Origin of the sequence: Stutzerimonas azotifigens (genome assembly GCF_013522725.1) — a bacterium.
Taxonomy (GTDB): Bacteria; Pseudomonadota; Gammaproteobacteria; order Pseudomonadales; family Pseudomonadaceae; genus Stutzerimonas; species Stutzerimonas azotifigens_A.
Genome location: NZ_JAAMRF010000008.1, coordinates 279,884 through 293,038, shown reverse-complemented (window position 1 = coordinate 293,038; position 13,155 = coordinate 279,884). Strand labels below are relative to the sequence as shown.

The following is a 13,155-nucleotide window of genomic DNA, read 5'->3' as shown; positions in this document are numbered from 1 at the left end:
GATCGTCGATCAGAATCAGGGATGGGCCGCGCGGGCCGCACCGCGACCGCGGCAGGCGCGCAGCAGCGGCGGGACCAGCCAGACACCGAGGGTGACGGCGGCCAGCACCAGCGAAACAGGGCGCTCGAAGAAGGCCATCAGGTCCCCGTTCGAGCGCATCATCGAGGTCACGAAGGTTTCTTCCAGCAACGGCCCGAGGACCAGGCCGAGAATCATCGGCGCCAGCGGAAAACCGTGCTCTTCGAGCAAAAAGCCCAGCACGCCGAAGATCAGGATGGTCACCACCGCGAACAGGCTGTGCTCGATGGCGTACGCGCCGACCATGGCGAACAGCAGAATCGACGGCATCAGGATCGCCTGGGGAATACGCAGCACCTGCTTGAACGCCCGCACCGCCAGAAAGCCGAACGGGATCAGCAACAGGTTGGCCAACAGGAACGCGAGGAATACCGCGTTGATCATGCTGGCGTTGTCGCTGAAGATGGTCGGTCCCGGCGTCAGCCCTTTCATCAGCAGCACGCCGATCACGATCGCGGTGAGCGAGTCGCCCGGAATGCCGAAGACCGTTGCAGGAATGAAGCTGCCGCCGACCGCCGCGTTGTTGGCTGCGGTGGCCGGCGCGATCTGCCGTACGGCCGTCGCGGTATCGTCCTCGTCCTGCCCGGGCCGCCGCCGGGCGATGGCATAGGAGATGTACGCGGCGATATCGGCACCGGCGCCCGGCAACGCACCGGTCAGGGTGCCGATCGCCGAACCGCGCAGGATGCCCACCTTGTGCCTGAAGGCATCGCGTAGCGCCTTGCTGAACAGGGGTGCCTGGGCAACCTGCAGGCCCTGGCGGTCGCCGGCGCTGCGTATGCAGAAGCGCAGGATTTCGGCGACGGCGAACAGGCCGATGATCACCGGAATGAAGCCGAAGCCGCCCAGCAGGTTCTGGCTGCCGAAGGTGAATCGTGACTCCCCCGATACCGGATCGATACCGACGCACGCCACCAGCAGGCCGAGCACCAGGGAAATCGCACTCTTGCTGATCGACGCCGTGCCGCCGACCATGATCGCCGCGGTAAGCCCGAGGCAGGCTAGCCAGAAATACTCGAAGGCGCTGAACTCAAGGGCAAATTCGGCCAGATAGGGTGCGCCGAACATCAGTACCAGCACGCCGATACTGCCACCTACGGCGGAGGTCACGGCGCTGACGCCGAGGATGTACTCGCCCTGCCCCCTCATCGTCAGCTGGTAGGCCTGATCGGTATAGGCCGCCGAGGCCGGGGTGCCCGGCATGCGCAGCAACACCGCCGGCAGGTCGCCGGCGAAGATCGCCATCGCCGCCATGGTCACGATCGCGGCGATCGCCGGCACCGGGTCCATGAAGAAGGTGATGGGCACCATCAGCGCGACCGCCAGGGTAGCCGTCAGACCGGGTATAGCACCCACCAGCAATCCGTACAGCGCGCTGACCAGCATCACCAGCAGCACTTCCCAAGTCAGTACCTGGGCGAGCGCATCGCTCAGCACGTCCATAGCGCCACCTCCATTCGGCTCGCCAGGAACCCCTCGGGCAGCGGCACGCCCATCAGTTGCTGGAAGAACAGGTAGAGAAACAGCACCACACCCGCGGCGCTGAGCGCCGAGAGCAGCGGGCGGCCGCTAAAGCGATAGCCCAGCAAGGCCAGCAGCACCAGGCTCGAGACGACGAACCCGAGCGGTTCGATCAAGAGGACGAAGCCGATCAGCGCCGTGATTACCGCAGCCAGGTTCATCAGCCGGGCGCGATCACGGCACCAGGGCGCCAGCGCGACAAGGCGTGCGATCCCGCGCCGTGCGGCCGCCGCTCGCAGATCGCTGGCAGCGAGCCAGAGGCCGGCCAGGGTGAGCAAACCACCGAGGATGGTCGGAAAGAAACCCGCGCCGTACTGGAAGTGCGGCGAGACTTTCATCTGACTGGCGACCAGCAGCACGGCGCCACCCAGCAGCACGAACAGGACCCCCAGAGCGAGATCGGAGAGTTTCATCACGGCCTCCTCGTGGCGGTCATTCCAGGTTCATCTTGGCGAACAGCGCCTGGACGTCCTGGGTGTGCTGTTGCAGATAGCGCGTGAAAGCGTTGGCATCCCGCCACTGCAGGCCGAAGCCGCGCGCCTGCATTTCTTCCTGCCAGGCCGGGTTCTGGTAGACCTTCTCCAGTGCGGCCTGGAGTTTCGCGCGAAGCTCGTCCGGAACGCCGGCAGGCGCGACCAGCCCACGGAAGGAGCCGAGTTCCAGATCCAGACCGGTCTGCTCCTTTAGAGACGGCACCGAGTCAAACGTCGGCAGACGCTCCTGACCGAAGACCGCCAGGCTGCGGACCTTGCCGGTCTTGAGCAGGGCGTCGGCTTCGGGCAGCGAGCAGGGCACGAAATCGACCCCGCCGGCGGCCAGATCCTGCATCGCCGCTGCGGCGCCCTGCCCAGGGATCATGCGGACCTTGGTCATCTCGACGCCCCAGCGATCGAGCAGGGTCGCCACCGCTACCGGCCACGAACCGCCGCAGCCACCGGCGCAGGCGATGGTGTATTTCGACGGGTCAGCCTTGATCGCATCGAGCGCCTGGTCGATCGACGTGAACGGCGAGTCGTCACGCACCTGGAAGCCGGCCGGATCGAAGTTGTACTGGCCGATGGGAGTGAAGTCATCGAGCGTGAAATCGGCCTGCCCCATTTCCTTGTAGTGCGCGTAGTTGAACAGTACGCCGAGGGTGTAGCCGTCCGGCCGGGCACTGACGATCCGCTGAATACCGACGACCCCGCCGCCCTGTCCCAGGTTGATCACGTTGAACTGCTGGCCAAGCTCTTCCTTGAGGTACTTGGCGAGGATGCGTGCGGTGCCGTCCGAGCCGCCCCCAGCACCTGCCGGCACCACGATGGTGACCGGCCGGGTAGGCCAGTCCGCGGCCAGAAGCGGGCCGGCAAGACCCAGCAGGGCGAACGCCGCAGCGGCGCAGCTGCGCCGAACGAAGGTTTTGAACGTAGGGATACGCATGACCAGCTCTCCTTTTATTTTTGTGGGTACGGCTGTTTTCAGCGCCACCGCCAGAGCCTGGCAGCGGTTGTAGCGGTGCGGCATGCCGTCAGCGCAGCGCATGCCAGGCGCCGGCGAAGGCCAGCGCGTTGCGGCCGACTTCTGCGGCGTCCATCCCGGGGCGGTATAGCGACGAGCCGAGGCCGAAGCCCTGGGCGCCGGCACGCACGTATGCCTCCATACCGGCCGGCGTGATGCCGCCGACAGGCAGCAGTTGGCAATCGGCCGGCAACACGGCCCGCCAGGCTTTCACCACGGCCGGGCCGAACTGCTCGGCCGGAAACAGCTTCAGCGCATCGGCGCCCGCAGCGAGCGCCGCGAATGCCTCGGTCGGCGTGGCGACACCCGGCGCGCTGAACAGCCCGGCGGCCTTGGCTTCATGAATCACTGCGACATCCGCATTCGGTGCGACGACCAGGCGCCCGCCCGCAGCGGCCACCTGCCGAACCTGCTCGATACTGAGCACGGTTCCGGCGCCCACCAGGCAATCGCCGCCCAGTACCTCGGCCAGCCGCGCGATGCTCTCCAGCGGCCGGGGCGAGTTGAGCGGCACTTCGATCAGCCGGAAGCCAGCCCCGTGAAGCGCTCTCCCCACCTCGATCACCTCTTCAGGCGTGATCCCGCGCAGGATGGCGATCAGTGGCAATTGGCGCATGCAGTCTTCAAACATCGCGAGGAGCTCCGTAGTCGGAAAGGGCGGCCAGCAGGCCGGCGGCTTCGGCAATACGCCAGAGTCCGGCGACCGTCGCGTGTTCGAGCCGGCGCACGGTATCCAGGCCGAACAGGTCGAAGGCGATCTCGTAGCGGGCGCACAGCGCGGCATCGCCGAGCAATACCAGCGGCATCTGCGCCAGCTCGGGGTGGCCGGCCAGCACGCTGCGCAGCTCTTCGCCGATCAGCAGGCCGGAGAGGTAGTCCAGGCTTTCATCAGCGGCCAGCGCCCCGGACAGGACCAGGCTGCGGGCACTGAACAGTCGCGCGGAAAATCCGGGCGCGCCGGCGTCGCGCGTCGCCACCAGCCCGGCGGCAAAGGCGGCATCGCTGGTTCGGCTGCCGAGCTCGCGGGCAGGCCTGCCGAGGATCGAGTGGTCGCGCAGGATCGCGTACAGCTCACCGGTCATATAAGTGGCGAAGCTGCACAAATGGCCTTCCCGCACACTGGCCCACTTGCTGTGGGTGCCGGGCAACACCAGCATGGATTGTTCGGCGAGTGCCGGCTCAAGAGCCATGGCACCGATCACCTGGGTTTCTTCGCCACGCAATACGTTGGGCAGCGCCCCGCCCTGCATCACGCCGGGTACAAGGTGCAGATCGCCGCGGCCGGTATCGAAGCGCAGCAGCCCTTCGGCCAGACTGTCCTGTCCCGCCGGGCAGGCGACGTAGGGCACCTCCCGCCAGCCCTGGCGGCTGCCGATCATTCCGGAAGCCAGGGCCGGCAAGCCGGGCCAGGCCTGGCGCCAGTCGCCGACCAGTTCGGCGAATGCCGCCGCAAAATCGCCACCTGGCGTGTGCTGCACCCCCCAGGGCCGCGCACGTTCTTCAAGGACCTGCGCGCGCTCGCCGAGCAGGTAGGCGCGCAGGCTCGAGGTACCCCAGTCGAGGCCGATCAGACGTGGCGCAAAGCCGACGCTCATGAAGCCCTCCTCCATCCGAGTTCGGCGGAGATCGCCTGGGCGCACTCGATCACCGCCGGGCGCAACGCCTCCAGGCGCTCTTCGGGCATATAGGGAATCGCACTCGCCACGCTGATGGCGGCGACGATCTCACCACCGGCGTCGCGTACCGGTGCCGCGACGCAGCGCACGCCGAGCTCGTTTTCTTCCAGATCGAAGCTGAAACCGCCGGCGGCGTATTCGCACATCTGCGCCTGGTATTCGTTCCAGTCGGTGAACACGTCGCGCAGCCCGGGCTGACCGGCACGACGCTGCATGCCCTCCTGGTACAGCGCCTCCCACTCCTGGGCGCTGAGGTCGAGCATCAAGGATTTGCCGATACCGGTGAGGGCCAGCGGCATGCGTAGGCCGATGCGCGACCGCATCTCGAGGCCACGGGTGCTGGAGAGCTTGTCGATGTAGAGCACGTCGCCCGCCTCGCGCACGCCCAAGTGGATGGTGTCCTGCGTCAGATCGGCCAGGCGCTGCAGGTGCAGGCGGGCAAGGCGGATCAGCGGCATTTGCCCGCGCGCCTTGTAGCCGAGCTCAATCAGCCGTGGGCCGAGTCGATAGCCCTGCGCATCGCTGCGCAGGTAGTCGGCCTGTATCAGCGCGGTGACCAGCCGGTGGGTCGTGCTGCGTGTACAGCCGACCGCAAGGCCGATCTCTGCGAGGGAGTGGGCGCCGCCGGACACCGCCTCGATCACGGCCAACCCGCGAAAGAGAGCCTGCGCGCCCAGGGGTGCCTGGGTCTTGTTGTTATCGGTCATGGTGTTCTCCTGGCGATAGATACTAGAAGCGCTAATCAGATATCTCAATATGCGAGTTACACTCCCAATATATGGGATTAATTAAAACCATGCTTCAGGGATCGCCTTCCTGTCACACCTCTGCAACATTTCCGTTATCTAATGCCCAACGACAAGAAACGACCCGAGGCTCGAGCATGAGTGGCAAGAACATTCTGATCGTCGATGACGAGGCGCCGATTCGCGAAATGATCGTCGTCGCGCTGGAGATGGCCGGTTATGAATGCTTGGAAGCGGAAAATACCCAGCAGGCCCACGCCTTGATCATCGACCGCCAGCCGGACCTGATCCTGTTGGACTGGATGTTGCCCGGCACCTCGGGAATCGAGCTGGCGCGGCGCCTCAAGCGCGACGAGCTGACCGCCGGCATCCCGATCGTGATGCTCACGGCCAAGGATGAAGAGGACAACAAGATCCAGGGCCTGGACGTCGGCGCCGATGACTACATCACCAAGCCCTTCTCGCCCCGCGAGCTGGTGGCGCGCCTGAAGGCGGTGCTGCGCCGCGCCGGCCCGGCCGACAGCGAAGCGCCGATCGAAGTGGGCGGCCTGCTGCTCGACCCGATCAGCCATCGCGTCACCATCGATGGCCGGCCCGCCGAGATGGGCCCCACCGAATACCGCCTGCTGCAGTTCTTCATGACCCATCAGGAACGTGCCTATACCCGCGGCCAGTTGCTCGACCAGGTATGGGGTGGCAACGTCTATGTCGAGGAGCGCACGGTGGACGTGCACATCCGCCGGCTGCGCAAGGCATTGGGGGAGGTCTACGAAAACCTGGTGCAGACGGTACGCGGAACCGGCTATCGTTTTTCAACCAAGAACTGAGCCAGGACTGGCAATGGCAGCTCCGTACGCTGACCGGCTTCACCCTATCTGCCTTCGCCATCTCTCCCTCCTGCAGGAGCGCCGCCGTTGAATCCGGACTGGCGCGGCGCGGTGGTGCGCCGCCTGCTGCTCATGGTGGTCGCCTCCCTCCTGCTCGGGCTGCTGACCGACCAGTACGCCTGGTCGCTGGTGGTGGGCCTTGCGCTCTATCTGGGCTGGACGCTGGTGCAGTTGCTGCGCCTGCACACGTGGCTCAAGGACCACCAGCCCGAAGAGCCGCCGCCCGACGGCTACGGCATCTGGGGCGAAGTATTCGATGGTCTGTACAAGCTCCAGCGCGACGACCTGCGCGCCCGGCGGCGCCTGCAGGCGATCATCGACCGGGTCCAGGAATCGACTGCGGCCCTCAAGGACGCGGTGATCATGCTCGACAGCGACGGTAATCTGGAATGGTGGAACAGCGCCGCTAACCGCCTGCTCGGCCTGAAGGACCCGCAGGACAGCGGTCATCCGATCACCAACCTGGTGCGCCATCCGGCGTTCAAGGATTATTTCGAAAGCGGCAGGCACCAGGAACCGCTGGAGCTGCCCTCGCCGGTCAACGACCGCATCCATCTGCAGGTCCACCTGACCCGCTACGGCAACAGCGAGCACCTGATGGTGGTTCGCGACGTCACCCGTCTCCATCTGCTCGAACAGATGCGCAAGGACTTCGTCGCCAACGTTTCCCACGAGTTGCGCACACCGCTGACGGTCATCGCGGGCTATCTGGAAACGCTTTTGGAAAACGTCGACCAGGTAAACCCGCGCTGGCAACGACCGCTGCTGCAGATGAACCAGCAGGCCGGGCGCATGCAACACCTGCTCAACGACCTGCTGCTGCTGGCCAAGCTGGAGGCGACCACCTACCCGTCCAACAATCAGCCGGTGGCGGTCGAGCCGCTGCTGCAGTCGATCCGAAGCGACGCCCAGGCGCTCTCGGCGGACAAGAACCACCGCATCACGCTCGAGGCGGACGCAGAGCTGCAACTCAAAGGCAGCGAGAACGAGCTGCGCAGCGCCTTCTCCAACCTGGTGTTCAACGCGGTGAAATACACCCCGGCCGGCGGGGAGATCCACATCCACTGGTGGTGCAACGAACAGGGCGCGCACCTGAGCGTGCAGGACAACGGACCAGGCATCGAAGCCAAGCACCTGCCCAGACTCACCGAGCGCTTCTACCGGGTCGACTCCAGCCGCGCCAGCAGCACAGGTGGCACAGGGCTGGGCCTGGCCATCGTCAAGCATGTGCTCCTACGCCATCAGGGCCGCCTGGACATCAATAGTACGCCGGGCAAGGGAAGCACGTTCACCTGCCATTTCCAGTCGTCGCAGATCGCCAGGCTCTGATCCACATCTGGCACCGGCCCTTGCATTCCTGCCAGTTCGGCTCCATCTTTTACGCGTCATAGACTTCCCCAACGCTCATGGACCCTTCCCCCCCGTATACCGCCGCCTCGTACTTCGCCGATTTCGGCCTGATTCTGTTTGCCCTGCTCCTGGTTCTGCTCAACGGCTTCTTCGTCGCGGCCGAATTCGCAATGGTCAAGCTGCGCGCCACCAAGGTGGACGCCATCTCCCGCGACCACGGCTGGCGCGGCCGCATCCTGCGCACCGTGCACAACCAGCTCGACGCCTACCTGTCGGCCTGCCAACTGGGGATTACCCTCGCTTCGCTGGGCCTGGGCTGGGTCGGCGAGCCAGCCTTCGCTCACCTGCTCCAGCCGCTGCTGGGTTCGCTGGGCATCGACTCTCCCGCGCTGGTCCATGGCATCGCGTTCTTCACCGCGTTCTTCATCATTTCCTACCTGCACATCGTGATCGGCGAGCTGGCCCCCAAGTCCTGGGCAATCCGCAAACCGGAGCTGCTCTCGCTGTGGACGGCGGTACCGCTGTATCTGTTCTACTGGCTGATGTATCCGGCCATCTATCTGCTCAATGCCAGCGCCAATGCCATCCTGCGGGTCGCCGGCCAGGGCGAGCCCGAGTTCGGCCATGAGCATCATTACAGCCGCGAAGAGCTCAAGCTGATCCTCCATTCGAGCAGCGCGATCGACCCCAGCGACCAGGGTATTCGGGTACTCGCCTCGGTGGTGCAGATGAGCGAGCTGGACGTGGTGGACTGGGCCAACTCCCGCGAGGACCTGGTGCAACTCGAACATGATGCGAGCCTGCCAGACGTACTGAGCCTGATCCGTCGCCACAAATACAGCCGCTATCCGGTCTACGACGATACTCGCGGCGAGTACGTCGGCCTGCTCCATATCAAGGACCTGCTATTGGCGCTGGCGGCCAACGACGGGCTGGCCGATTCGATCGATTTCAATTCCCTGCTGCGGCCACTGGAACGGGTTTCCAAGCACCTGCCGCTGGCCACTCTGCTCGAGCAGTTCCGCCAGGGCGGCGCGCACTTCGTGCTGGTCGAAGAAGGCGATCACAAGGTCATCGGCTTCCTGACCATGGAAGACGTGCTCGAAGTGCTGGTCGGTGACATCCAGGACGAACACCGCAAGGCCGAACGCGGCATCCTCGCGTATCAGCCGGGCAAGCTGCTGGTACGCGGCGACACCCCGCTATTCAAGGTGGAGCGCCTGCTGGAAATCGACCTGGATCACGTCGAGGCCGAGACGCTGGCCGGCCTGGTCTACGACACGCTCAAGCGGGTACCGGAAGAGGATGAGGTATTGGAGGTCGAAGGCCTGCGCATCATCATCAAGAAGATGCGCGGCCCGAAGATCGTGCTGGCCAAAGTGCTCAAGCAGGAATAAGCCGATCGCCAACCCGCCCGCTGCTGGCTCAGGCTGCGCAACAGACCTGGTTGCGGCCCGCGCCTTTGGCGGCATAGAGCGCACGGTCCGCTGCACCGATCAACTCGCTCATTCTCAGCGAAGTACCTCCGTCGTGCGCAGCCAATCCGATGCTCACGCTGATCGGCACCTGTTCGCCATTCTCACGCAGGCTCAGCGATGCAACCTCGGCACGGATTTCTTCGGCGCGAAGGGCGGCGCTGGCGGCATCGATATCGCTGAGCAGCACGAGGAATTCCTCCCCGCCATAACGCGCGGCCAGATCACCACGGCGCTGTGCGCTACGCCGCAGCACATCGGCCACGGCATTGATGCAACGATCGCCGACCGGGTGACCGTAGCGGTCGTTGACGCTTTTGAAATGATCGATGTCGATGACCAATACCGCTAACGGCTTGTTGCTCTGCAGTTCCAGCTGTTGGTCGCAGTAGCGCCGGTTGGCCAGCTGGGTCAACGGGTCGGTATTGCTCAGACGGGTCAGCTCGGCATTGACCTGGGCCAGCTCGAGGGTCGATTGCTGCAATTCGGTGGTTCGCTCGATAACCCGACGTTCGAGCTCCTCGTTGGCGCGGGCCTGCTCCGAGAGCAGTTGTTCCTGACTTTCCAGACGGGCCTCACGCTCGCCAATCAGTGCGGTCTGCGCGGCGATTCTCGCAGACCGTTCGTTATTGATGCGATGCGCCAGCGCCACCGACAGCAGGATGAATTCGGCAAAGAAGCCAGCAGTCTGCATGCGCAAGGTGAGCTGATTGACAGGCAATACGCCCTGCAGCGCAGCGACATGCACTGCCGTGCCGGCGATCAGAAAAAACCACGCCAGGCTGAACAGAGGTGCTGAGCGATTCCCCCTGCGCCACAGGCTCATCGCTGAAGCAAATGCCACCAGGCAGCTCGCCATCGCCACTTGAGGAATACCCAGTCCATGCAAGAGCTGGGGGCGCATCACGGCCAGCAGAAGCACCAATGTCCAGTAGCCAAGCAACGCATTGTTAGCCCACAGCACCCAGCCGCCATAGTGGCGAATGTCGAGGAAAACACGCGCGAAAAATGTCGCCGCGAAGAAACTCCAGGCGGCGGACAGGACATAGATAAGCCCGGCCGGGCGCCCCAGCTCGGGCCAAAGGAACTGCATGCCAAAGCCGGTCAAGGCGAGCTCGTATACCACGACGCCGAGCAGATAGAGGCAGTACCAGGCGTAGCTGGAATCCCGGGTGAACATGTAGAGGCTAAGGTTGTAGAGCAGTACCGCCAGCATGGCGCCAAAGAACAGGCCCAGCAGCGTCCTTTGGCTCATCTCTTGCTGCGCATAGGCGGATTCAGTCAGCAGTTGCATGGGAGCGACCAGATTCTTGGCACTCTGCAACTGCAGATACACCCAGCGCGTCTCGGCTAGCGGCAGGTGCAGCAGGAATATCGGCTGCCGAGCGGGCTCGGACCAGGCACTCAAAGGCAGACGGTCACCCGCCACCCCCAAAGGGCTCCACTGACCGCTGCCGGAATCCAGCACTCGCGCCTCGATGCGATCGAGAATCGGCCACTCCACCAGAAGGCGCCAGTCAGGCTGCTGTGACCCGTTGTAGAGCGCCATCCGCACCCATACGACACCAGGCTGGCGGCCGAGACTGAGCGAAGAACCATTCACCGGCTGCCATCCCTCAGCACGGCTCGCCTCTGCAAAGTCCAGCGGCTGCTCGGGCAGAAGATATTCAAGCTGCTGTGCCAGGCGCACCGAAGGCTGCTCGTCGGATAGCGACAACGGGGCAGCACCGAGACCGGGAGCGGTCAATAGACAGAGCAGCAAACCGATAATCTGAATTGGCAACTACGAGCCCTCGATCCGATGAGCAACCTTCGCCGCAATCGGGCCGCTACGCAAGCCGAGCGAAGCGCCCTTACTCGCCGCCGACGGCGAAGTTCGGCAGGCTGTTGACCGGCTGTGCGAACTGGAAAGGGATCGACTCGACCGTCAGTCCAACATTGCGTTGGACCACGAAGTGCAAGTGGGGACCGGTGCTGTTACCGGTGTTGCCGGAGCGCGCGAGCGCGGTGCCCACCTCGACGCGCTGCCCTTCGCGCACCTTCACCGATCCCTTCATCAGGTGCAGGTAGACGCCCATGGTGCCGTCGTCATGAATGATGCGCACGAAATTGCCCGCCGGGTTGGTGCCACGCCCGCTCTGGCTGTTCTCAATCTTGACCACCATGCCGCCTCGCGCAGCGACGATGGGTGTACCTACAGGCATGGCGATATCCATCGCGTAACGGCCCTTGGGCGTGAAATGGCTGTACTTGCCGTTGGCGCCCTGGGTCAGACGGAACGGGCCGCCCAGCCATGGCAGCGGATAATCGTAGGGTTTGGGAATCAGCCGCGGATCACCCATCGCATAGCGCAACCTGGGGGTGTACTTGAGCGGCTGGTTCGGGTCACGCGGGGCCAGCGTGGCCAGGCGAATCTTGCTGCGCGGCGGCAGGACCCAGCGAATCGGCTTGTCCGGCGCGCCGACGGCATTCCTTACGCCTTCGAGCTTGAGTTCGATGTCTACCGGAGCGAACAGGTCGTTGCGTACCAGCAGGGTCTCGCCGCCCGCGTGCTTGCGGGTTTCGAGCTGTACCTGGTTATCGAGCTGCTCGACCATGCGGTCACGGAACACGAACACCTGCGCGCCCGGCGCGGCCTGGTCGCTATAGGTCACCACACCATTGGGGTCGGTGTATTTGTAGATGGTGAGGGCCATGGCAGGCACGGCCAGCCCACACAATCCAAGGAAAAGGAAGATGCGCCCTAGCATAACGACAGAGTTCTAATAGTTTTGTGTTGGTACCCGGAGATTATCAGCGCCACCGGCCTCACGCGAGCCGGTGACTGTCGACGGTGTGATCCCGGTCAGCTTGCGGGCGAACAGGGAGACGAACGGTGTGAACAGATACCGCCGAGCGACTCAGGCGCCGGGGACAAAATGCTTCTGCGCCGTACCACGGGCAATCAGGCGCGACAGGTAATCGAGCTTCTGCGGGTCGCGATCGACGAACCGGAAGGTCAGCTGCAACCATTCGCTTTCGGGCTTGGGCTCGAACGCCGCTACCGCATGCAGGTAACCATTGAGGCGAGCCACTTCGGCCGACTCGCCCTGCTCCAGGTCCAGCACCGCGCTTTCCAGCACTTGCGGCAGCAGCTCGCCACGACGCACCACCAGCAGTGCCTCCTTGAGGCTGAGCGTCTTGATCACGCAGGCAAGGTTGCCCGACGAAAGCCTCAGCTGACCTTGCCCACGCCCGGCAGGCGCAACACTCGGGCCGGCCGCAGCCGGTACGGCTCGGGGCGTGACCGCTTGCGGAGCGGCCGCAGGGGCGGACGGCTTGACCACATCGGCCTTGCCGCCGGTCAGCGCCGCTAGAGAATCATTGGCCACGCCCGAGGACAGCGCCCGGGTCGGCGCGCTGGCAGCCAGCGCATCCAGCTTGCCGGCACGGCCCAGGGCCTTGCGGACCTTGGTAGTCAGCTGATCGTTGGAAAACGGCTTGCCGATGAAGTCGGAAACGCCGGCCTGGATCGCCTGGACGACGTTTTCCTTGTCGCCGCGGCTGGTGACCATGATGAACGGCACCAGCTTGAGCGCGTCCTGGCTACGGCACCAGTTGAGCAGCTCGAGTCCGGACATCTCCGGCATTTCCCAGTCGCAGAGGATCAGGTCGAAACTTTCCCGGCCGAGCATCTGCTGGGCCTTGCGGCCGTTGATGGCTTCATCGATGTGAATACCCGGAAAGTGGTTGCGCAACCCCTTCTTCACCAGATCGCGGATGAATGGCGCATCATCCACAACCAGCACACTGACCTTGCTCATCGACTACTCCTGCACGAATGGCCGCAAGCATAGCCGCAACGCGAGGGGCCGACAAAGGCGAGGTGCGCAGAATCGCACGGGCGGGCAGGGCCGTCATCAACAGGACCGAGTCAGCCCTCCCC

12 protein-coding genes are annotated in these 13,155 nt (G+C 64.5%); 3 read left to right on the top strand and 9 right to left on the bottom strand.

Annotation, left to right across the window (positions count from 1 at the left end):
• Positions 1–15: 15 nt before the first annotated feature.
• The 6 genes from G7026_RS16725 to G7026_RS16700 form a co-directional block, all read right to left on the bottom strand.
• On the bottom strand, positions 16–1,521 hold the full coding sequence (locus tag G7026_RS16725; RefSeq protein ID WP_181072044.1) for a tripartite tricarboxylate transporter permease: 1,506 nt from the start codon (positions 1,519–1,521) through the stop codon (positions 16–18).
• The gene (locus G7026_RS16720; RefSeq protein ID WP_181072043.1) at positions 1,509–2,012 is read right to left on the bottom strand and encodes a tripartite tricarboxylate transporter TctB family protein; all 504 of its coding nucleotides are present in this window, start codon (positions 2,010–2,012) and stop codon (positions 1,509–1,511) included. The genes G7026_RS16725 and G7026_RS16720 overlap by 13 nt, the downstream gene beginning before the upstream one ends.
• A 19-nt stretch (positions 2,013–2,031) precedes the next feature.
• Positions 2,032–3,018, bottom strand: coding sequence for a tripartite tricarboxylate transporter substrate binding protein (locus G7026_RS16715; RefSeq protein WP_181072042.1), 987 nt, complete (start codon positions 3,016–3,018; stop codon positions 2,032–2,034).
• Positions 3,019–3,106: 88 nt separating this feature from the next.
• A complete protein-coding gene (locus G7026_RS16710; RefSeq protein WP_181072041.1) occupies positions 3,107–3,727 on the bottom strand; it encodes a 2-dehydro-3-deoxy-6-phosphogalactonate aldolase in 621 nt (206 codons plus the stop codon).
• Positions 3,720–4,691 (bottom strand): 2-dehydro-3-deoxygalactonokinase, encoded by a 972-nt coding sequence (locus tag G7026_RS16705; RefSeq protein ID WP_181072040.1) that lies wholly within the window; start codon positions 4,689–4,691, stop codon positions 3,720–3,722. The genes G7026_RS16710 and G7026_RS16705 overlap by 8 nt, the downstream gene beginning before the upstream one ends.
• Positions 4,688–5,479, bottom strand: a complete 792-nt coding sequence (locus G7026_RS16700; protein WP_181072039.1) for an IclR family transcriptional regulator — start codon at positions 5,477–5,479, stop codon at positions 4,688–4,690. Before G7026_RS16700 ends, G7026_RS16705 begins: the two co-directional genes overlap by 4 nt.
• A 176-nt stretch (positions 5,480–5,655) precedes the next feature.
• Between G7026_RS16700 and phoB the strand changes: the two genes are divergently transcribed.
• The 3 genes from phoB to G7026_RS16685 all read left to right on the top strand — a co-directional run bounded on the left by phoB (position 5,656) and on the right by G7026_RS16685 (position 9,152).
• Positions 5,656–6,345 (top strand): phosphate regulon transcriptional regulator PhoB, encoded by a 690-nt coding sequence (gene phoB, locus G7026_RS16695; protein ID WP_181072038.1) that lies wholly within the window; start codon positions 5,656–5,658, stop codon positions 6,343–6,345.
• A gap of 87 nt (positions 6,346–6,432) precedes the next feature.
• On the top strand, positions 6,433–7,734 hold the full coding sequence (phoR, locus tag G7026_RS16690; protein WP_181072037.1) for a phosphate regulon sensor histidine kinase PhoR: 1,302 nt from the start codon (positions 6,433–6,435) through the stop codon (positions 7,732–7,734).
• A gap of 77 nt (positions 7,735–7,811) precedes the next feature.
• Positions 7,812–9,152, top strand: a complete 1,341-nt coding sequence (locus G7026_RS16685) for a hemolysin family protein (protein ID WP_181072036.1) — start codon at positions 7,812–7,814, stop codon at positions 9,150–9,152.
• A 28-nt stretch (positions 9,153–9,180) separates the two neighbouring features.
• Here G7026_RS16685 and G7026_RS16680 read toward each other — a convergent pair whose 3' ends face one another.
• The 3 genes from G7026_RS16680 to G7026_RS16670 all read right to left on the bottom strand — a co-directional run bounded on the left by G7026_RS16680 (position 9,181) and on the right by G7026_RS16670 (position 13,033).
• Complete coding sequence (locus G7026_RS16680) at positions 9,181–11,013, bottom strand: sensor domain-containing diguanylate cyclase (RefSeq protein ID WP_181072035.1); 1,833 nt, start codon at positions 11,011–11,013, stop codon at positions 9,181–9,183.
• A gap of 70 nt (positions 11,014–11,083) precedes the next feature.
• Positions 11,084–11,980 carry a peptidoglycan DD-metalloendopeptidase family protein gene (locus tag G7026_RS16675; RefSeq protein ID WP_181072034.1) on the bottom strand — a complete coding sequence of 299 codons (897 nt, stop codon included), beginning with the start codon at positions 11,978–11,980 and terminating at the stop codon, positions 11,084–11,086.
• 150 nt (positions 11,981–12,130) lie between these two features.
• Positions 12,131–13,033 (bottom strand): response regulator, encoded by a 903-nt coding sequence (locus tag G7026_RS16670; RefSeq protein WP_181072033.1) that lies wholly within the window; start codon positions 13,031–13,033, stop codon positions 12,131–12,133.
• Positions 13,034–13,155 lie beyond the last annotated feature (122 nt).